The organism is Aquabacterium sp. (assembly GCF_041915145.1).
GTDB lineage: Bacteria > Pseudomonadota > Gammaproteobacteria > Burkholderiales > Burkholderiaceae_C > Aquabacterium.
The window spans coordinates 1-20,301 of the sequence record NZ_JAYSBZ010000019.1 but is presented as its reverse complement, the minus strand read 5'-3'; the positions used below and the strand labels follow the sequence as shown (position 1 = coordinate 20,301).

Sequence of the window (20,301 nt, the reverse complement as noted above, 5' to 3'; positions counted from 1 at the left end):
TCGAGTCCAGGATCCTGAATGCTCAAATGTTTGAAGACGCTGCTGCTGCGCAGTGGTTTGGTTGCAGCATGCTTGTTGCAGTTCTCCTGTGCCATCCCGGCTGACGCGGCTTCGAACGCGTCAGCGGCTTCAAGCGCGGCGCCGCCCGCCCGTGCCGCCAGCGCGCCGCCGCCTCCCAGGCGAGCCTGGGCCGGCGACATCGCTCGCTCGGTTGGGCGGCTCACGGCCCGTGACATCGGCCTGGTGATCAACACCACCGACCCCTATTCGCTGCAGGTTGGTGAGTACTACATCAAGGCGCGCCATTTGGCGCCGGCGCAGGTGCTGCGTGTGAGTCTGCCGGTCAACGCAACGCTGACGATTCGCGAGTTCGAGTCGCTTTCTGATCAGATCCAGGCCTATTTCGGCCCGCACACGCAGGCCCTGGCCTTGGCGTGGACGCGGCCTTATGCGGTCGAGTGCAACTCCCTCACCGGGGCGCTGGCCATGGGGTTCAAGGGGCAGCTGTGCCAGAGCACATGCGATGCCAGCCAGGTGTCGCCGTATTTCAATGCGCCGAGCACGCGTCCGTACACCGACTTGCATATCCGGCCGTCGATGCTGTTGGCGGCTCGCGACGTGCCGTCGGCCATTGCCATGATCGATCGCGGAGTGAAGTCGGACGGCAGCCTGGGCTTGCGGGGTGGGCTACCGGTGAACGCCCATTTCGTCACCACCAGCGACAGCGTGCGCAGCATTCGGCAGGTGCTGTTTCCGCCGCCCACGCGGTTTCGCGATATCGGCGTGGACGTGCATCTCGACCAGACCGACGCCCTGCAAAACGAGCAGCGCGTGTTGCTCTACATGACGGGCGCCGTGAAGGTGGCGAAGCTTCAGACGGTGCACTTCGTGCCGGGAGCCTTGGCGGACCACCTGACCTCGTTTGGCGGCAGCCTGGACTACCCCAACGGGCAGATGACGGCGCTGTCGTGGATCGACGCCGGCGCCACCGCAAGCTATGGCACCGTCAGCGAGCCGTGCGCGCATTGGCAGAAGTTCCCGCACCCGCAGTTGTTGCTGGTGAACTATCTGCAGGGCGCCACCGCGCTCGAGGCCTACTGGCGCAGTGTGGCCTGGCCGCAGCAGGGCTTGTTCATCGGCGAGCCCTTGGCTGCGCCGTTTTCGCATATGCCGTGAGTTGGCGGGCTGACGTCAGCGCGCCGACCAAGCCAGCCACAGCTTGCGCAAAGGCGTCAGGGCGATGTGCTGGTTGAGCACGGCGAAGTGATGCGACTCTATGGCGCCGAGCAATTCGCTGTTGTGTGCGAGCAGGGCGGCATGAAAGCGCCGCAAGGGGCGGGGTTGCTCGCGCAGGCAAGCCCTGGCCAGGGCCAGATGTCGATGGGCCCGTTCGGCCTGATGGCGCATCAGGGCGAGATACCGGGGCTCCTCTTGCAGGCCAGCCTTGAACTGCATGATTTCGTGCGCCTTGACATCGAACTGCTGCAAGTCATTGATCGGGATGAATAGGTCGCCTTGTCGCGCGTCGCGGCCCAGGTTGCGCAGGGCCTGCACCAGACCGATGGCGACTTCGGCGCTGAAATTCGTCTCGGCGGCGTCGGGGTGCAAGACGGCAGCGAGAGCCTGAGCCAAGCCGTTTGCCGAGGCTTCGATTTGCCTCAGCAACGCAGTCTCATCAAGGTAGCGCGATTGCTGGGCGCCGGACTCGGTCGTCGCGACACACGCTTGCAGCGCGGGCCAGCAACGAGCCCCCGACATGCCGAGTAGCGCGAACAGTCGCCGGGTGGCGGGGTGCTGCGGGTTGCCTTTGCTGGATTGGGCGAGTTCGTTGCGCCACCAGGTCAGTTTGGCTTGCGCCACTCCAGGGTCGGTGATTTCGCGTGGCGTGCTGCGGATGGCCTGCACGATTTCGTGCAGCGTCGTCAGGGCCGGTCGATGGTGCCGCGGCGCAAAGCGGATGGCGTAGTACACGCTGCTGCCGGGCTGGAGACGGTGGCGTTCAGGGGTCATGGGCATGGTTCGGTAAGCCGGGTATTTTCACGGTTCTCCGTCATGACGCGCGTCAAGCGGGCGCATCGTTGCCTCATTTGCGTCGATGCGCGACGATAAATCCGGGCACAATAGGCCACTTACTGACCGTCTGGTCAGTTGTGGGTTGCGAACCCCTGTTCGACCACGAAAAGAATAACCAGCCCGAGACGTCCTCCCTCACCAGAATCGCGCAGTTTTCTCGCTGCGGCCCGGCGGCTCGCGTGAAGCGGCCCGCATTCATCGATAAATGCCAAATTCCCCATGATCAAGAAATCGAACTTGCCGCGACATGCGCTTGCTGTGGTGATGGTCGCAGTTTTGCTGGCCGCGTGCTCCCGCCCCGAGCCGGCTGCCGAGCCGGTGCGCGCGGTACGCACCACGGTGGTGGGGGCGGGCGTGGCCGTTGGCCTCAACGAGTTTTCGGGTGAGGTGCGCGCGCGCGTGGAGTCGCGCCTGGGCTTCCGGGTGGGCGGCAAGATCGTGCGTCGGCTGGTGGAACTGGGCCAGCCCGTGCGGGCCGGGCAAGTGTTGGCACAGCTCGACGCGCAAGACTTGCGCCTGGGCCAGGATTCCGCTCGCGCAGGCTTGGTGGCGGCGCAGGCCAACTACGACCAGTCGGTGGCCGATCTCAAGCGCTTTCGTGAGCTGCGCAGTCAGGGTTTCATCAGCGCGGCCGAACTGGAGCGTCGCGAAACCGGCCTGAAGGCCGCCGAAGCGTCGCTGTTGCAGGCGCGGGCGCAATCCTCGGTACAAGGCAATCAGACGTCCTATGCCAATCTTGAAGCCAGCGCGGCCGGCGTCATCACCGGGGTCGATGCCGAAGCGGGGCAGGTGGTCGGACCGGGCACGCCCGTGGTGCGCCTGGCGCACGATGGTCCGCGCGACGTGGTGTTTTCGGTGCCCGAGGACCGCGCGACCTGGGTGCGCGCGTTGATCGGCAAGCCCGGTGCGCTGTCGATCAAGCCGTGGGGGCGCACGCAGTCGCTGCCCGGCACGGTTCGCGAGGTGACGGCGGCGGTGGATCCGGTAACGCGCACGTTCACGGTCAAGGCTGACATGGGCAAGGCCGATCTGACGCTGGGGCAGACCGTGGCGGTGCAGGTCGAAGCCGAGCGCGCGACGGGCGCCATTCGCATTCCGTTGACGGCGTTGATTGAAAAATCGGGCCAATCGTCCGTGTGGGTGCTGGACAGCAGTGCCATGACCGTGCGGCTGCAACCCGTGACCGTTGGCAATATCGGGGCCGACACCGTCGTGGTGTCGAGCGGGCTCAAGTCGGGTGAGGAGGTGGTCACCGCGGGCGTGCACGTGCTCAGCCCAGGACAGCATGTGCGCCGCTACGTGGTTGCTTCGGCAGCGGTTGCGTCGTCGGCGTCATCTGGCGCGCACCATGCCGGCGCTCAAGGGAGCGCTCGATGAGTGAATCCGAACTGCCGCGGCAGGACTCCCAAACGGGCGACACCTTGTTGCCGGACGATCACGACACGCCGGTGGCGTCGCGCTTCAATATCTCTCGCTGGGCGCTGGAACACCAGGCGCTGACTCGCTACCTGATGCTGGTCTTGATGGTGCTGGGCATCGCGGCCTACTTCCAGTTGGGGCAGGACGAAGATCCCCCCTTCACCTTCCGGGCCATGGTGGTGCGGGCCTATTGGCCGGGCGCCTCGGCGCGCGAAGTGGCCGAGCAGGTGACCGACAAGGTCGAGCGGGCCCTGCAAGAGGTGCCTTTCGCAGACAGGGTGCGGTCGTACACCAAGCCGGGCGAATCGCTCACGATCCTGGTGCTCAAGGATTTCTCGCCAGCCAAGGAAGTCAACAACGTTTGGTACCAGGCGCGCAAGAAGGTCGGCGACATTCGCCAGACCTTGCCGCAGGGCGTGTACGGGCCGTACTACAACGATGAATTCGGCGACGTCTACGGCTCGATCTACGCGCTGTCCGCCGATGGTTTTTCCGACGAGGAGTTGCGCCAGTTCGCCGAGAAGGTACGGTCGATGTTCCTGTCGGTGCCGAACGTCGCCAAGGTGGACTTTTTCGGCGTGCAGGACGAGAAGATCTTTATCGAGATCCCTCAGCGCCGCATGGCTCAGTTGGGTATCGATTTCAACCAGGTCGTGAACCAGCTGAACGCGCAGAACGCGGTCGAGGGCCAGGGCATGGTTTCGACAACCGATAGCAACGTGCTGGTGCGCGTGAGCGGTGCGTTCCAGTCCGTCGAGCAGCTGCGCAACATGCCGATCCGGGCGGTCAATCCGATGACCGGCGAAGCGCATTCGATCAAGCTTGGCGACGTGGCCACCGTGCGGCGCGCCTACGTCGACCCGCCCATCACCAAAGTGCGCTTTCAGGGCAACAACGTGGTGGCCATCGGCATCTCCATGGCCAAGGGTGGCGACATCATCGAGCTGGGCAAGCGCCTGCAAGATGCTTCGGCCAAGATTCGCGCCGATCTGCCCGTTGGCGTCGAGCTGAGCCAGATCCAGGATCAACCCCAGGCGGTGACCCGCTCGGTTGGCGAGTTCGTGCACGTGCTGATCGAAGCCGTGGTGATCGTGCTGGCCGTGAGCTTCCTGACGCTGGGCCTGCACACCAAGCCGTTGCGCGCCGATGTGTGGCCGGGCATGGTGGTGGCCATCACCATTCCGCTGGTGCTGGCGATCACCTTCGTCACCATGTACTACTGGGGCGTCGGTTTGCACAAGATCTCGCTCGGGGCGTTGATCATCGCGCTCGGCCTGCTGGTCGACGACGCGATCATCGCGGTCGAGATGATGGTGCGCAAGCTCGAAGAGGGCTACGACAAGGTGCGCGCCGCGACCTTCGCCTATGACATCACGGCCATGCCCATGCTGACCGGCACGCTGATCACGGCGACGGGCTTCCTGCCCATCGGCATGGCGCGCTCGTCGGTCGGCGAATACACCTTCGGGATCTTCGCCGTCACCATGGCGGCCTTGCTGATTTCGTGGGTGGTATCGGTGTACTTCGTTCCTTACATCGGATTCTTGCTGCTGCGGACCACGTCCAAGGTCGAAGGCGAAGCGCACGAGTTGTTCGACACGCCGTTCTACAACGCCTTCCGACGTCTGGTCGACTGGTGCGTGCGCCATCGCTGGAGCACCATCGGCCTGACCTTCCTGGCGCTTGGCCTGGGGGTGTTCGGCATGAAGTTCGTCGAGAACCAGTTCTTCCCCGATTCGAGCCGCCCTGAAATCCTGATCGACCTCTGGATGCCCGAGGGTTCCAGCTTTGGCGCGACCGAGGACGTCGCCAAGCGCGTCGAGGCCCGTTTGCTGAAAGAGTCGGACGTGGGCTCGGTTGCGACCTGGGTGGGCAGCGGGGTACCGCGCTTTTACCTGCCGCTCGATCAGATCTTCCCGCAGACCAACGTCAGCCAGATGATCGTGTTGCCGAAGGACGTCAAGCAACGCGAAGCGCTGCGCAAGCGTTTGCCAGCCTTGTTGAACGAGGAATTCCCAGAAGCGCGCACGCGGGTCAAGCTGCTGCCCAACGGGCCACCGGTGCCCTATCCGGTGCAGTTCCGGGTGGTCGGCGAAGACGCGTCCGAGGTACGTCGCTGGGCTGACGAGGCTCTGGCGCTGATGCACGCCAATCCGTCCATGCGCGGCGTGAACGACAACTGGAACGAGTCCGTCAAGGTGCTGCGGCTGGAAGTCGATCAAGACAAGGCCCGCGCGCTGGGGGTGACCAGCCAAAGCCTGGCATCCGCCACCCGCACGGCGCAGTCTGGCACCACGGTGGGGCAGTTCCGCGAGGCGGATCGGCTGATCGACATCGTGTTGCGCAGTCCGCAGCAAGAGCGTTCGGCATTGAGCGATCTGCAAAACACGGTGGTGGCCACCGCGAGCGGACACACCATCCCATTGACACAGATCGCCAGAATCCGGCTGGATTGGGAGCCCGGCGTGCTGTGGCGCGAGGGGCGGCATTACGCGGTGACCGTGCAGGGCGATGTGGTCGATGGTGTGCAAGGCAGCACCGTCGGGCGGCAGCTGTGGCCGCAAATGCTCAAGCTGCGCGAGCGCATGCCCATTGGCTACAACATCGAGCTGGCGGGGACGGCCGAAGAAAGCAGCAAAGGGCAGGGGTCGATTTTCGCCAATCTGCCCGTTGCGCTGTTCATCATCTTCACCCTGCTGATGCTGCAGTTGCACAGCTTCTCGCGATCCGTGCTGGCCTTCCTGACCGGGTTCATGGGTATCGCAGGTGTGACGCTGGCCTTGCTGGTCACCGGGCGGCCGCTCGGTTTCGTGGCCTTCCTGGGTGTGATCGCGCTGATCGGCATGATCATTCGTAACTCGGTCATCCTGATCGACCAGATCGAGTCCGACCGCGAACGCGGGGTGCCCGTCTGGCAGGCCATCGTCGAGTCCGCGGTGCGGCGTTTCCGCCCCATCGTGCTGACGGCGGCGGCGGCCGTGCTGGCCATGATCCCGCTCTCGCGCAGCGCCTTCTGGGGGCCCATGGCGGTCGCCATCATGGGCGGGCTGATCGTGGCCACCGGGCTGACGCTGCTGGCGCTGCCAGCCATGTATGCCGCCTGGTTCCGCGTGCGCGAGGAACCCTCGGCTGGCTAAATTTGCCCAGGGTGCGTGTTTCGCTTCGGCAAGACACGCATCCCAAGCTAAAATTTACGGTTTACCGAATCGCCCGGGTTGCTGGGGTGTATTGCGTCCCAGCAGCTCTGTTCATCGTTCTTGCGCGGGTGGCGAAATTGGTAGACGCACCAGGTTTAGGTCCTGACGCCAGCAATGGTGTGGGGGTTCGAGTCCCCCCCCGCGCACCAGCAAACGCAACGAAAGAGATAGAGACATCATGGCCGTCAACGTTGAAACCCTCGACAAGCTCGAACGCCGCATCACACTGACTCTGTCGGCCGATGCCATCAAGCAAGAAGTCGATTCGCGCCTCAAGAAACTGGCCCGTACCGTCAAGGCCGATGGCTTCCGTCCGGGCAAGGTGCCGATGAGCGTTGTCGCCCAGCGCTACGGCATGTCGGTTCAATACGAGGTACTGAACGACAAGCTCGGCGAAGCCTTCGGTCAGGCGGCTACCGAGGCCAAGTTGCGTGTGGCTGGTGCGCCCCAGATCTCAGAAAAAGATGGCGCACCCGAAGGCCAGCTGAGCTTCGATGCCACCTTCGAGGTGTACCCCGAGGTGCAGATCGGCGACCTGGCTGCGGTTGAGGTAGAGCGCGTCACCGCCGATGTGTCCGAAGAAGCCATCGACAAGACCATCGACATCCTGCGCAAGCAGCGTCGCACGTTCAACCAGCGTCCAGCGACCGAAGGTGCCGTGGACGGCGACCGTGCCACCATCAATTTCGAGGGCAAGATCGACGGCGTGCCGTTCGATGGCGGCAAGGCAGAAGGCTTCCAGTTCCTGCTGGGTGAAGGCCGCATGCTCGAAGCCTTTGAAAAGGCCGTGCGCGGCATGAAGACCGGTGAGTCGAAGACCTTCCCGCTGAAGTTCCCTGACGACTATCACGGCAAGGACGTCGCTGGCAAGGAAGCCGACTTCCTCGTGACCGTCACCAAGCTGGAAGCTCAGGTTCTGCCCGAGGTCGACGAGGCGTTCATCAAGACGCTGGGCATCGATGCGGGCACGATCGAGGCACTGCGCGCCGACATCAAGAAAAACCTCGAGCGCGAAGTCAAGTTCCGCACGGCGGCACGCAATAAATCTGCTGCGCTGGACGCTCTGCTGAAGGTCGCCGAATTCGATGTGCCCAAGGCACTGGTCGAGAACGAACTGGCTCGCCTGGTTGAAGGCGCTCGCGCCGATCTGAAGGCTCGCGGCGTGAAGGATGCCGACAAGGCGCCGATTCCCGGCGAGGTTTTTCAGCCCCAAGCGGAGCGTCGTGTTCGCCTGGGCCTGGCCGTGGGTGAGCTGGTTCGCTCCAACAATCTGCAAGCGCAGCCCGACCAACTGCGTGCTCACATCGAAGAGCTGGCACAGAGCTACGAGCAGCCCGCTGAAGTGGTGCGCTGGTACATGAGCGATCGTCAGCGTCTGGCTGAAGTCGAGGCCGTCGTCATCGAGGGCAACGTGGCCGACTTCGTGTTGAGCAAGGCCAAGGTCGCCAACAAGGCGCTCGGCTTCGATGAACTGATGAATGCTGCTTAATCGACACAGTTTCAGGTACTCGAAACAAGGGCACCTACTGCGGTAGGTGCCCTTTGTTTTTGGCTATCGTTCAACCGCCGCCAACCAAGCCAGCCAGCGTGATGCACCGATACATAATCGGTCACGTCCGGTCTGAATTTCAGTTTCATATCTTGAAGGAGAGCCATGAGCGCCCTAGATACCCAGAACCTCGGCATGGTGCCCATCGTTATCGAGCAATCCGGTCGTGGCGAGCGAGCCTACGACATCTACAGCCGCTTGCTGCGCGAGCGCGTCGTGTTCCTGGTCGGGCCAGTGAATGACCAGACGGCCAACCTGGTTGTTGCTCAACTACTGTTTCTCGAGAGCGAAAACCCGGACAAGGACATTTCGCTATACATCAACTCTCCGGGCGGCAGCGTGAGCGCCGGCATGTCGATCTTCGACACCATGCAATTCATCAAGCCCGACGTGTCCACGTTGTGCATGGGCTTGGCCGCCAGCATGGGGGCGTTCTTGCTGGCCGCCGGCGCCAAGGGCAAGCGTTTCGCGCTGCCGAATTCGCGCATCATGATTCACCAGCCTTTGGGCGGTGCTCAGGGGCAGGCGACGGACATCGAGATCCAGGCGCGCGAGATCCTGAAGCTGCGCGAAAACCTCAACAGCATCCTGGCTGAGCGTACCGGGCAGACTCTCGAAAAAATCCAGAACGATACCGAGCGTGACTACTTCATGTCGTCCGACGATGCGGTGGGCTACGGCCTCATCGACAAGGTGCTGGCCAAGCGGCAGTGAGTACGTGCGGATGGAGGGCGGAATTCGCGACTGAATCGGCCAAACAAGGCGGCAGTCGGGCTATTTATCTCTCTCCATCGCCTGATTTTGTTTGACATATCATTTCTTCCAACCTACCCAGCCAGCAGGGCGCACACCATGCCAGAGAAAAAAGGCTCCTCCAGCGAAAAGATCCTGTACTGCTCTTTCTGCGGCAAGAGCCAGCACGAGGTCAAGAAACTGATCGCAGGGCCTTCGGTTTTCATCTGCGATGAGTGCATAGAACTCTGCAACGACATCATTCGCGATGAGGTGACGACTGAGGCGTCGGACGCCAAATCGCCCAAGAGCGACTTGCCGGTTCCTGTCGAGATCAAGTCCATCCTCGATCAATACGTGATCGGGCAAGATGCGGCCAAACGCATTCTGTCGGTGGCGGTGTACAACCACTACAAACGCCTCAAGCACATGGGGGCGGGTGGCGGCAAGAAAGACGAGGTCGAACTGGCCAAGAGCAACATTCTGCTGATCGGCCCAACAGGCTCCGGCAAGACGTTGCTGGCTCAGACCCTGGCGCGCATGCTCAACGTGCCTTTCGTGATCGCTGACGCCACCACCCTGACCGAAGCCGGTTACGTGGGCGAGGACGTCGAGAACATCATTCAGAAGCTGCTGCAGAACTGCAACTACGAAGTCGAGAAGGCGCAGCGCGGCATCGTCTATATCGATGAAATCGACAAGATCTCGCGCAAGGCCGACAACCCCTCCATCACCCGCGATGTCTCGGGCGAGGGCGTGCAGCAGGCCTTGCTCAAGCTGATCGAAGGCACGATGGCCTCGGTGCCTCCGCAAGGTGGGCGCAAGCACCCCAATCAGGACTTCCTGCAGATCGACACCACCAACATCCTTTTCATCTGCGGTGGTGCATTCGACGGCTTGGAAAAGGTGATCCAGACGCGCTCGGTCAAGTCGGGGATCGGCTTCTCTGCCGCCGTGCAGAGCAAGGACGATCGCAGCGTGTCAGAGGTCTTCCGCGAGGTTGAGCCCGAAGATCTGATCAAGTTCGGCCTGATTCCGGAGCTGGTGGGCCGTTTGCCGGTCGTGGCCACCTTGGGCGAACTGACTGAAGACGCGCTCGTGCAGATCCTGACCGAGCCCAAGAACGCGCTGGTCAAGCAATATCAGCGTCTGCTGTCGATGGACGGCGTCGAGTTGGAAGTGCGTCCGGCGGCTTTGTCGGCCATTGCCAAGAAGGCTCTGGCCCGCAAGACGGGGGCGCGCGGTTTGCGCTCCATCCTGGAGCAATCCTTGATGGACACCATGTTTGAACTTCCCACGCAAGATGGCGTAGAAAAGGTGGTGCTTGACGAGTCAACCGTGAACGAGCAAACCAAACCTTTGCTCGTGTACAGAGAGCAGGCCAAGGCCAGCGCCTGAAGTATCTGCATCGGTGACTGCTCAGACCGAGCCCAGGCATACGCCGGGGTCTAGGCAGTCTCCATACGGCCTTGTATTTCCGTGCTGAGTCCCCACGTGGGTAATCAGCCCAATTGGCTTCAATTTGGGTAACAGAAAGAGAGCTTGCCATGTCTGGACACCCCGTACTCCCCTCTGAGCCCATCACGCTGCCGCTGTTGCCGTTGCGCGATGTGGTGGTCTTCCCGCACATGGTCATCCCATTGTTTGTGGGGCGCCCGAAGTCGATCAAGGCTTTGGAGGCCGCGATGGAAGCTGGTCGTCAGATCATGCTGATCGCGCAAAAGTCGGCGGGCAAAGATGAGCCCAAAGCCGACGACATGTTCGAAATCGGCTGCGTTTCGAGCATCCTGCAAATGCTCAAGTTGCCTGACGGTACCGTGAAGGTGCTGGTTGAAGGCGTGCAGCGCGCGTCTACCGGCAAGATCGAAGACAACGGTGAGCATTTCGTCGCCGAGGTCACGCCGGTGGCTCCCCCGGTGGGCACGTCTCCCGAGATCGAGGCCCTGCGCCGCGCGGTGACGCAACAGTTTGATCAATACGTCAAGCTCAACAAGAAGATCCCTCCCGAAATCCTAACCTCGATCGCCGGTATCGACGATGCCGGCCGCTTGGCCGACACCATCGCCGCGCACCTGCCGCTCAAGCTCGAAAGCAAGCAAAGCGTGCTCGATCTGTTCTCGGTGAGCGGGCGTCTCGAGAAATTGCTCGAGCAGTTGGAGCACGAGGTCGACATCCTGCAGGTTGAAAAGCGCATTCGCGGTCGCGTCAAGCGCCAGATGGAAAAGAGTCAGCGCGAGTACTACCTCAACGAACAGGTCAAGGCCATCCAGAAGGAGCTTGGCGAGGGTGAAGAGGGCGCCGATCTCGACGATCTGTCGAAGAAAATCGAGGCCGCTCGCATGCCCAAGGATGCGCGCAAGAAGGCCGACAGCGAGCTCAAGAAGCTCAAGCTCATGTCGCCCATGTCGGCCGAGGCCACCGTGGTGCGCAACTACATCGATACGTTGGTCGGCCTGCCCTGGAGCAAGAAGACCAAGATCAAGCACGACTTGGCATTTGCCGAGGATGTGCTGAACGAAGACCACTTTGGCCTGGACAAGGTCAAAGAGCGCATCCTTGAATATCTTGCTGTGCAGCAGCGCGTAGACAAGGTCAAGGCGCCGATCCTGTGTCTGGTTGGTCCTCCGGGGGTCGGCAAGACCTCGCTTGGCCAATCCGTGGCCCGCGCCACCGGGCGCAAGTTCGTCCGCATGGCCCTGGGGGGCGTGCGTGACGAAGCCGAGATTCGAGGCCATCGTCGCACCTATATCGGTTCGATGCCGGGCAAGGTGCTGCAAAGCCTGGGCAAGGTCGGAACCCGCAATCCGCTGTTCTTGCTTGACGAAATCGACAAGCTGGGCATGGACTTCCGTGGCGATCCGTCGAGCGCATTGCTTGAAGTGCTTGACCCCGAGCAGAACCACACCTTCGGTGATCATTACGTCGAGGTCGATTTCGACCTGTCGGATGTGATGTTCGTCGCGACGTCGAACTCGCTGAACATTCCGCCAGCGCTGCTGGATCGGATGGAAGTGATTCGCCTGAGCGGCTACACCGAAGATGAGAAAGTTTCGATCGCGCAGAAATACTTGCTGCCCAAACAGCGCAAGAACAACGGCGTGAAAGACGAAGAGCTGAACATCACCGAATCGGCTATTCGCGGCATCATCCGGTACTACACACGTGAGGCTGGCGTGCGCTCGCTGGAGCGCGAGGTGTCCAAGATCTGCCGCAAGGTGGTCAAGGGTTTGGCGCTCAGGTCATACACGGGAACCGTGACGGTTGACGAAGAAAACCTGCATGACTTTCTGGGTGTGCGTCGCTACAGCTATGGCCAGGCCGAAAAGGAAAACCAGGTCGGGCAAGTCGTGGGCCTCGCATGGACCGAAGTAGGTGGCGATCTGCTGACCATCGAGTCTGCCGTGATGCCCGGCAAAGGCAACATCATCCGCACCGGTTCGCTGGGCGACGTGATGAAAGAATCTGTGGAGGCCGCGCGTTCGGTAGTGCGCAGTCGCGCTGCTCGGCTGGGCATCAAGGACGAGCTCTTCGAGAAGCGCGACATCCACATTCACGTGCCGGATGGTGCCACGCCGAAGGATGGTCCGAGCGCAGGTATCGCGATGACCACCGCGTTCGTGTCGGCCCTGACGGGCATCCCGGTGCGCGCGGAGGTTGCGATGACCGGTGAAATCACTCTGCGTGGCGAGGTGACGGCGATTGGTGGCCTCAAGGAAAAGTTGCTGGCGGCGCACCGAGGCGGCATCAAAACCGTGCTGATCCCCGAGGAAAACGTCAAAGACCTGCAAGACATCCCGGAGAACGTCAAGAACCAGCTTGAGATCGTGCCGGTCAAGTGGATCGATAAGGTACTTGAGGTTGCGCTGGAGCGCATGCCTCAGGCGCTGCCTGAAGAAGAAGCCAAGGTTGAACCAGCGAAAACCTCCTCGGCGACAGACCCTGCGTCGACCGACGTGCTCAAGCATTGAAATATTTTTGCAAGGGGCTTGCGTAAACAGAGAATCTTGTCCTAGAATCTAATTCTTCGCTAATCACTGAAGCAAACGACGCAAGTCGAAAGCAGATGCGGTCTGTGAAGTACGCGGGAATAGCTCAGTTGGTAGAGCGCAACCTTGCCAAGGTTGAGGTCGCGAGTTCGAGCCTCGTTTCCCGCTCCATATCCGAAAGGGAAGCCTTCAAAAATTTGTCGGCTTCCCTTTTTTGTCAGAATCCGCTGAAGATTCTGAATTGCTGAGCAAAGAGAAATATTCGGCGCGGTAGCAAAGCGGTTATGCACCGGATTGCAAATCCGTGTAGGTCGGTTCGACTCCGGCCCGCGCCTCCAGATGCAAGCCCTGTCAGGTCTGACCTGGCGGGGCTTTTTCACGTCAATTTCGATTCTCGAACTCGGCGCCTGGGTGGTGAAATTGGTAGACACAGCGGACTTAAAATCCGCCGCTCGCTGTGAGGCAGCGTACGGGTTCGATTCCCGTCCCAGGCACCAAGAAAGAACCGTCGAGTTCGGCAGTCTCCGCAAGGCCCGCTTATCTTCTGGGTAATCGGGCTTTTTGTTGCCCAAGTGGTTGACGTTGTCCGTTGGCAGCCAGGGCTGCGAGGCGTTCTGGCATGAAAGAAGGTGATGTCGTGAGCAGCAACACTGAGGAGTCATCGTCAAGACAAGGGGCTGTGCAACTGATGCGGGCGGCGGCGATTCAGCTCGATGCGGTGGTGGGCGATGTGGCCGTCAACGTGGCCAAGGTCGAGGCGTTGGTCGACGATGCCGTGCGTAAAACCGGCGCGCGGTTTGTGGCGGTGCCCGAGTTTTTTACGTCGCAGCTGCCGTTCGACAAACGCGTCCACCAGGCGGTATTGCCGCCCGACAACGTGGCCGTCGAGATGTTGCTGAGGCTGGCGCGGCGGCATCGGTGTTGGATCGGCGGCTCGATGCTGATTGCCGAGCAGGGCGCCATCCTCAACCGCTATCACCTGATTGAGCCTTCGGGCCGCGTGCATCTGCACGACAAGGATTTGCCCACGATGTGGGAGAACGCCTTTTACGGCCCTGGCCACGACGATGGCGTGTTCGACACTGAGCTGGGTGGCGTGGGTGCGGCGGTGTGTTGGGAGCTGATCCGCAGCGCCACGGCGCGCCGTTTGCGTGGCCGCGTGGGGGTGGTGATCAGCGGCACGCATTGGTGGACGCTGCCGCTCAACTGGGGCGCCATCACCCGCGCGTTTGCGTCGGTCGGGCAATACAACCGCTATCTTTCAGAAAACGCGCCCGCCGAGCTGGCGCGCCGCGTGGGGGCGCCGGTGGTGCAGGCCTCGCACTGCGGACGCTTCTCTACCGATTTCATGTTGCTGCCGGGGGTGGATCGCGGTCTGCCGTATCTCACCGAATTTGTGGGCTGCACCCAGATCGTTGATGCCAGCGGCCATGTGCTTGCGCAGCGGCAGGCCCAAGAAGGTGCAGGCTTTGTATCGGCCGACATCGATATCGGCGCCTGCGCGCCCGCTGTGCCCATTGAAGATCGTTTCTGGATACCGGCGTTGCCGCTGGCGATTCGCGCCTATTGGCATCATCAGAACGTGTGCGGCAAAGCCTACTACCGCAGCCGAGGGCGGCAGGCCGGGCTGGCATCCCTTGAAAGGTTGAATCATGAGCGCTGAAAAGTTTTGTCTGATCGCTGCGGGCTTGTTTTTCATGTGTGGATTGCTTACGGGCGTCTGGAAATACCTGTGCATCATGGCCTCAAGCGAAGGCGCGGCGCCGACTTACGTTGATATCGCACACCGCACGGGGTTGATGTATGCGTTTGCCTGCATGCTGATGCGCGAGTTCGTGCCGTATTCGCCGCTGAGTCCCGATCACACGTTGGTGCTGGTCGCCGTGCCGATCTTCTTCTTTGCTTCGGCTGTGTTCACCTACATCACGCACGGCGTGCTCAGGGACACCGATAACCAGTTGCGCCGGCCATTTCGCCTCGGGCACGCTCACTTGAGCCCGGTGATCATCTGGGTTTACATGACCGTTTTGATCGTGGCCGAAGTGGGGGGCTTCGCAGTGCTGTTGGTTGGTGCGTTGCGTTCGTGACGCACGCAGCCGCGACCCGGTCGAAGCTTGTCAGGTGAACAGTCGAAACAAACCGACTGAGAGTAGCTGGGTTTGGGTAAATGGGCCGGCGTCTATTGAATCCCTAGGATTTATGCGGGTTTGCGGGGTGCTCAGTTCAAAGTTACTGCAAAAGTTACTGTAGTGGCGCTTTGCGTGGCCTACCGGGATGCGCCCCCGAACCTCAAGGCAGCAACTTACTTGCCCTCTCAGCCGGTCAACGTCTGGCCGTTTTCCGGGGTCATGACGCCCGCATCGTGAAGGCTCCAGGAAGGCCCCGGCAACTTAGGGCCATGCCACACCCCCCCTATCGAATAACGCGGTTGCGCAAAGAACGATGGGCACGCGGTCTGCGGTGTTGAAGCCGTAGAGATTTGACCCCCCCTCCCTCTGCAACTCGCGCACGCAAAAAACGGGTTAACCGTCCGGTCCCGCGTTCATGACAGCCAGACTTTTCATACCCCCCGGGTGCCCCTTGTTAGCCCCCTTGGCTGCACGGCAACTGTAGAAATTTCGGGGTCATGGCGCCCGCTCTTCATCGGCCAGAAAGGACCCGCCATTTTTGGAGCCGGTCAGACCCGGCCAGCAGTCCGAAAGCGGCGCGCAATCGACGGCGAATCGCCCCGCAGACTGGCTCAGCCTCAAAAAATGGTGCGGAAAGTGCGGAAATGCGGAAAACCCCGCTAACCCGCGCCAATGCTGGGTTTGCTTTCCTCACTTTTCTTCCGCAGGGCTGATTTTTCCGCACTTGTTGGGGCGCCCATCATCCGCCAACGTTCGCCACGTATTCAAGCCGTGGCCCGTGTTCTTCACTGGTGGTTCGCTCGGTCTTGATTTGATCGCGCGAAAAGAAGCCCGCCGCAACCCCTCCCGGGGCGGGCGGGTGGCCGCTCAATCTCCGCCGTCCAACAGCGAAGACTTGACCCGGTAGACCGTCGCCCCGTCCTTCGATTGGCCGGGCGGTCGGGCACGGTGCGCCCGCACGGTCTTGCGGTCTTCGTCGCCAGGCTCAAGCATCAGGTGGCCGCCAGCTCGCAGCACGTCAAGGCAGCGCTTGTAGTCGAAGCCTTTACACACCACTGAGCGGAATTGCTCGGCCAGCACATACCAGACCGTGCCCACTTGCACGCTCACTAGGTCGCCGGCTTGGTTGTGCTCGTCGGCCATGATCGGCTTGCGCCAGCCGCACATCATGGGTGTGTTGGGTGCGTGGCTATCGTCCGTGATACCCCACCGCTTGAAGTTCATTTCATACATGCCGAACCACTGGCGCAGGTGCGCCAACATGGCCGCATCTTCCGATGCACCGATGCCGCCGGCCCGCTGCTCTATCCATGCATCAAAGCAGGCGCGAGCGGCGCGGCTGGCTTCTCCTTCAGGCCAGCCGGTCACGCCTGCCGCCGTTGCCATGTCACCCGCCGCAGCCACCAGGGCAAAGCGTTTGCCGGCCCGCTTCACTTGGCCCGATGCCATCTCGGGCACGGCTTGGGCTTCCCATGCTTCCATGCGCTCGCGCAGTTCGCGGGTCAAGGTGTCGGTGTGCTGGGTCAACCACTCCAGCCAGGCGCGGCCCGCCGCCCCGTAGTGCTTGGCCCCGTGCTGCATGACGTGGCCGGACAGCTCGTGCCCGGTGGCGAAGTCGTGCAGGGTTTCAAGTGACGTGCCCCGCGTGATCTCGGCAGGGATCGTAATCATGCGAATCTCTTGCCCGGCCTTAATCTTCTTGCCGATGGTTTCAACGTGCTGCGCAAGGGTCAGCTCGCCCGTGGACAGAAACAGCAGCCGCCAGGTGGGCGTCTGTCGCAAGCCGCCCGCCGCCTTGCCGCGCAGCTTGCCCCGGCCATCGCTCAGCATGTAGGCCGACTGCGCGGCCTCGGCAGGTTCCATTTGCCCCAGCTCGTCGAGGATCAGCGTGCAGTCGTTGTGCTGCTCGCCTTGAAACTCCAGGCCGTTGCTGGTGGCCCGCCATTTCTGCATGTAGGAGTCGGGGTCCTTTTCGGTGCCCTTGCCCCACACGCTGGCCGCGATCAGCAGGCCCGTGGTCTTGCCGATGGATGAATCACCCACGTAGTGGAAGCCGCCGCCCGTGGTGCCCGGTGCCCAGGCCAGCAGCGGCCCGGCCAGTGCGCAGGCCACGGCAAAGGCCAGCCGGCTATTGCCCACGCACAGCCGCGCAAGCTGACGGCGTTTGGTTCCATCAACACATGGCACGTCGCGCTGGCGCTTTTCGAAGACGTACCCCAAGTCCTCCATGACTGAAATGACCTTGGTGGCACTACCCAGGTCGCATGCTTCAGTCAACTCCTTCCATGTGCAGCCTTCGGGGTGCATGTCCAGGTGGTCAGCCACTCGGGCGGCTTGGTCTTCGTGCGAATCCTTGGGCAGCTTTTGCGGCTGGTGCGCGTCAATGACCGGGTGCATGGCCTTGATCCTCGGTAGACAAGCTCACGCCCCGCACCAGGGGCAAGCCTTCCCAAACTCAGGGTCTTGCGCTTGCCGCCGATGCTGTAGTCCAGCCGCCAGCCATGTGCGCCGCCCTTGACGAACAGCAGCAAATACAGGCCATCGCCATCGTTCAACCGCTTGAGAGGGTCACCAGGCTTGATCGCCCGAATGGTCTTGTCGCTGGAAATGAGGTGTCGAGCCATTGCAGTAACTTTCGCCGTGCAGTAACCCGAATTGTGTGGTTACTGTAGAAGTTACTGCAAGTTTTGCCGGATTCTGGCGGAAGTTACTGCACCTCTGCGGACAAAGAAAAAGGCCCAAGTCGTTGATTTACTTGGGCCTTTTGGATGTTCGCGAACTATTGCGAACCATTGAGTGGTGGCGGATTAGGGAACCGAACCTGCGTCCGCAATCCGAGCCAGATAGTAACGCCCCGGCCTTGAGAGCGTGGATTCGACGATTTGGCCACCTGCGCCTGAGACTGTACCCAAGCGCATCGCGCTCGGCTTGACTGCGGCAATCCATCCCATCCTCACCGCGTAGGAGACAAACTTTCCTGTTTCGGTCGCTTTTGGTCGCCAGTTGGAAAATTGTGTACTATCCTGTCGTACTTTACCAATCATCCGACTGGCCCCCTTCCATGCCCAAAAACACCAGCGAAAGCGGAATCCTGACGATCAAGGAAGTCGCCGAGTACCTGAAGGTCACGGAGCGGACGATCTACAGACTCGCGGCAGCCAAGAAAATACCGGCTTTCAAGGTCGGCGGGACATGGCGCTTCCGGGCGACGGACATCGACGGCTGGATAGCCGACCAGTCGAAGAAGGCGGAGGGCACCGATTGATCTCTGCCTACCACGCCAAGTACTACGCCCACGAGCTGACGCGGCGACACGCTGCCGATGGCGTTGATCGCCTCTCCCAATCGCTGTTCGATGCCAGCGTAGACCTAAATCCGCATCAGATCGAGGCAGCGCTGTTCGCCCTTCGGAACCCATTGCAGGAAGGCGTACTGCTGGCTGACGAGGTGGGGCTGGGCAAGACCATCGAAGCCGCGCTGGTGGTTTGCCAATACTGGGCTGAGCGCCACCGTCGGCTCTTGGTCATCTGCCCGGCTAGCCTGCGCAAGCAATGGGCGCAGGAGCTGCACGACAAGTTCGCCGTGCCTACCACCGTGGTGGATGCCGTTTCTCTGCGCAAGCAGTCTGCTGGCGACATGCTCACCACCCTGCAACGGCAGGTTGGCAAGGCGGTCGTCATCATGTCCTACCAGTTTGCCGCCAAGCTGGAAGCCGAGCTGCGAGCCGTGCCTTGGGATGTGGTTGTCATCGACGAAGCGCACAAGCTGCGCAATGCGCACCGCGCCAGCAACCGCACCGGGCAGGCGCTCAAGCGCGCACTGCAAGGCCGCAAGAAGCTGCTGCTCACCGCCACACCGTTGCAGAACTCGTTGATGGAGCTGTACGGCCTGTCGACGCTGATCGACGAGCACCTATTCGGCGACGAGGCAGCCTTTCGCAAGCAATTCATGAACAGCGGAACGGGGCTTGACGAACTGCGTGAGCGCCTTGCCAGCTTCGCCAAACGGACACTGCGCCGTGACGTACTGGAGTACATCAAGTACACCGAGCGCAAGGCCCTCACCCAGCCGTTCAACCCGACTGACGACGAGCAGGCGCTGTACGAACGCATCTCGGCCTTTCTGCAAAAGGAAGACTCCTACGCCCTGCCCAAGCAGCAGCGCCACCTCACGGCACTGATCCTGCGCAAGCTGCTGGCCTCCAGTTCGCACGCCGTCGCTGCCACCTTGGTCACCATCCGCGAGCGCCTGCAAGGCCTGCTCGCAGCAGGCAAAACGGAAGACGACGGCAGCCAACTGGTCGAACAGCTCATTGCCGAGGACGACCTGGAGCAGGACTACCTGGAAGAGGAAGCCAGCGAGGCAGAAGAAAACGTCGAAGCCCCGACGCCTGCGCCAGTCGAAGAAGGTAAGCCGGGCGCAGCAAAAGATGCCCATGCCGTCCGCACCGCCATCACCACCGAGATCGCGGAGCTGACTGCATTCGTCGATGCCGCCCAAGCCCTGAAAACCGACACCAAGGCACAGGCGCTACTGAAGGCGCTCGGCTTGGGCTTCAGCAAGATGGCCGAGCTGCGCGCGCCACGCAAGGCCATCATCTTCACGGAATCCAAGCGCACTCAGGAGTACCTGCACCGCTTCCTCTCAGCCAACGGGCACGCGGGCAAGTTGGTGCTGTTTAGTGGCACCAACACCCACGAGGAATCCACCGCCATCTACCAGCGCTGGCTGGAAGAATATATAGGCACAGATCGCGTCACCGGCTCGCCGCAGGTAGATCGCCGCACCGCGCTGATCGACCACTTCCGCAAGGACGACGGCACCGGCGCGGAAATCATGATCGCCACCGAAGCGGCTGCCGAAGGTGTCAACCTGCAGTTCTGCGCGCTCATCATCAACTACGACCTGCCGTGGAACCCGCAGCGTGTCGAGCAGCGCATTGGCCGTTGCCACCGCTACGGTCAGCGTTACGACGTGGTGGTCATCAACTTCCTCAACACCCGCAACCAGGCCGACCAGCGCGTGCTGGAACTGCTCACTGAGAAATTCAATCTGTTCTCCGGCGTGTTCGGTGCAAGCGATGAAGTGCTGGGTCGTATTGAAGGCGGCCTCGACTTCGAGAAACGCATCCTTCAGATCTACGATACCTGTAGGCAGCCCGAGCAGATCGAAGCCGCCTTCAATGCGCTGCAAGCGGAGCTGGAAGAGTCAATAGC

General features: G+C 61.7%; 13 protein-coding genes, 4 tRNA genes and 1 pseudogene. 15 read left to right on the top strand and 3 right to left on the bottom strand.

What is annotated here, in order from left to right:
* Positions 1–18: 18 nt before the first annotated feature.
* Entirely contained in the window at positions 19–1,176 is a 1,158-nt protein-coding gene (locus ACE3SS_RS05455) for a TIGR03790 family protein (RefSeq protein WP_374592140.1), read from the top strand.
* Between the two features lie 15 nt (positions 1,177–1,191).
* Here the strand turns inward: ACE3SS_RS05455 and ACE3SS_RS05450 are convergent, their stop codons facing one another.
* Positions 1,192–2,010: a squalene/phytoene synthase family protein gene (locus tag ACE3SS_RS05450; protein WP_374592139.1), complete on the bottom strand. Its 819-nt coding sequence runs from the start codon at positions 2,008–2,010 to the stop codon at positions 1,192–1,194.
* Between the two features lie 327 nt (positions 2,011–2,337).
* Between ACE3SS_RS05450 and ACE3SS_RS05445 the strand changes: the two genes are divergently transcribed.
* The 12 genes from ACE3SS_RS05445 (at position 2,338) to ACE3SS_RS05390 (ending at position 15,043) form a co-directional block, all read left to right on the top strand.
* Entirely contained in the window at positions 2,338–3,450 is a 1,113-nt protein-coding gene (locus ACE3SS_RS05445) for an efflux RND transporter periplasmic adaptor subunit (protein ID WP_374592137.1), read from the top strand.
* Positions 3,447–6,629, top strand: a complete 3,183-nt coding sequence (locus ACE3SS_RS05440) for an efflux RND transporter permease subunit (protein WP_374592135.1) — start codon at positions 3,447–3,449, stop codon at positions 6,627–6,629. The genes ACE3SS_RS05445 and ACE3SS_RS05440 overlap by 4 nt, the downstream gene beginning before the upstream one ends.
* 122 nt (positions 6,630–6,751) lie before the next feature.
* Positions 6,752–6,838 (top strand) — tRNA-Leu (locus ACE3SS_RS05435).
* Positions 6,839–6,867: 29 nt separating this feature from the next.
* A complete protein-coding gene (tig, locus tag ACE3SS_RS05430) occupies positions 6,868–8,178 on the top strand; it encodes a trigger factor (protein WP_374592133.1) in 1,311 nt (436 codons plus the stop codon).
* A gap of 165 nt (positions 8,179–8,343) precedes the next feature.
* On the top strand, positions 8,344–8,952 hold the full coding sequence (clpP, locus tag ACE3SS_RS05425; protein WP_374592131.1) for an ATP-dependent Clp endopeptidase proteolytic subunit ClpP: 609 nt from the start codon (positions 8,344–8,346) through the stop codon (positions 8,950–8,952).
* Between the two features lie 138 nt (positions 8,953–9,090).
* Entirely contained in the window at positions 9,091–10,368 is a 1,278-nt protein-coding gene (clpX, locus tag ACE3SS_RS05420) for an ATP-dependent Clp protease ATP-binding subunit ClpX (RefSeq protein WP_374592129.1), read from the top strand.
* Between the two features lie 149 nt (positions 10,369–10,517).
* Positions 10,518–12,938 (top strand): endopeptidase La, encoded by a 2,421-nt coding sequence (gene lon / locus ACE3SS_RS05415; protein WP_374592127.1) that lies wholly within the window; start codon positions 10,518–10,520, stop codon positions 12,936–12,938.
* Positions 12,939–13,051: 113 nt separating this feature from the next.
* A tRNA-Gly gene (locus ACE3SS_RS05410) sits at positions 13,052–13,127 on the top strand.
* Positions 13,128–13,220: 93 nt separating this feature from the next.
* Positions 13,221–13,294, top strand: a tRNA-Cys gene (locus ACE3SS_RS05405).
* Positions 13,295–13,361: 67 nt separating this feature from the next.
* Positions 13,362–13,453 (top strand) — tRNA-Leu (locus tag ACE3SS_RS05400).
* A gap of 140 nt (positions 13,454–13,593) precedes the next feature.
* Entirely contained in the window at positions 13,594–14,619 is a 1,026-nt protein-coding gene (locus ACE3SS_RS05395; protein WP_374592125.1) for a carbon-nitrogen hydrolase family protein, read from the top strand.
* Positions 14,609–15,043, top strand: coding sequence for a hypothetical protein (locus ACE3SS_RS05390; protein WP_374592123.1), 435 nt, complete (start codon positions 14,609–14,611; stop codon positions 15,041–15,043). Before ACE3SS_RS05395 ends, ACE3SS_RS05390 begins: the two co-directional genes overlap by 11 nt.
* A gap of 909 nt (positions 15,044–15,952) precedes the next feature.
* Here ACE3SS_RS05390 and ACE3SS_RS05385 read toward each other — a convergent pair.
* Complete coding sequence (locus ACE3SS_RS05385) at positions 15,953–17,482, bottom strand: DUF927 domain-containing protein (RefSeq protein WP_374592121.1); 1,530 nt, start codon at positions 17,480–17,482, stop codon at positions 15,953–15,955.
* A 56-nt stretch (positions 17,483–17,538) separates the two neighbouring features.
* A pseudogene (locus tag ACE3SS_RS05380) lies at positions 17,539–17,709 on the bottom strand (Arm DNA-binding domain-containing protein); the annotation flags it as partial.
* 437 nt (positions 17,710–18,146) lie between these two features.
* Here ACE3SS_RS05380 and ACE3SS_RS05375 point away from each other — a divergent pair.
* Both ACE3SS_RS05375 and ACE3SS_RS05370 read left to right on the top strand, forming a co-directional pair.
* On the top strand, positions 18,147–18,350 hold the full coding sequence (locus ACE3SS_RS05375) for a helix-turn-helix domain-containing protein (protein ID WP_209421958.1): 204 nt from the start codon (positions 18,147–18,149) through the stop codon (positions 18,348–18,350).
* The coding region (locus ACE3SS_RS05370; RefSeq protein ID WP_374592119.1) for an SNF2-related protein at positions 18,347–20,301 on the top strand (1,955 nt) is incomplete at its 3' end. The genes ACE3SS_RS05375 and ACE3SS_RS05370, both read left to right, overlap by 4 nt.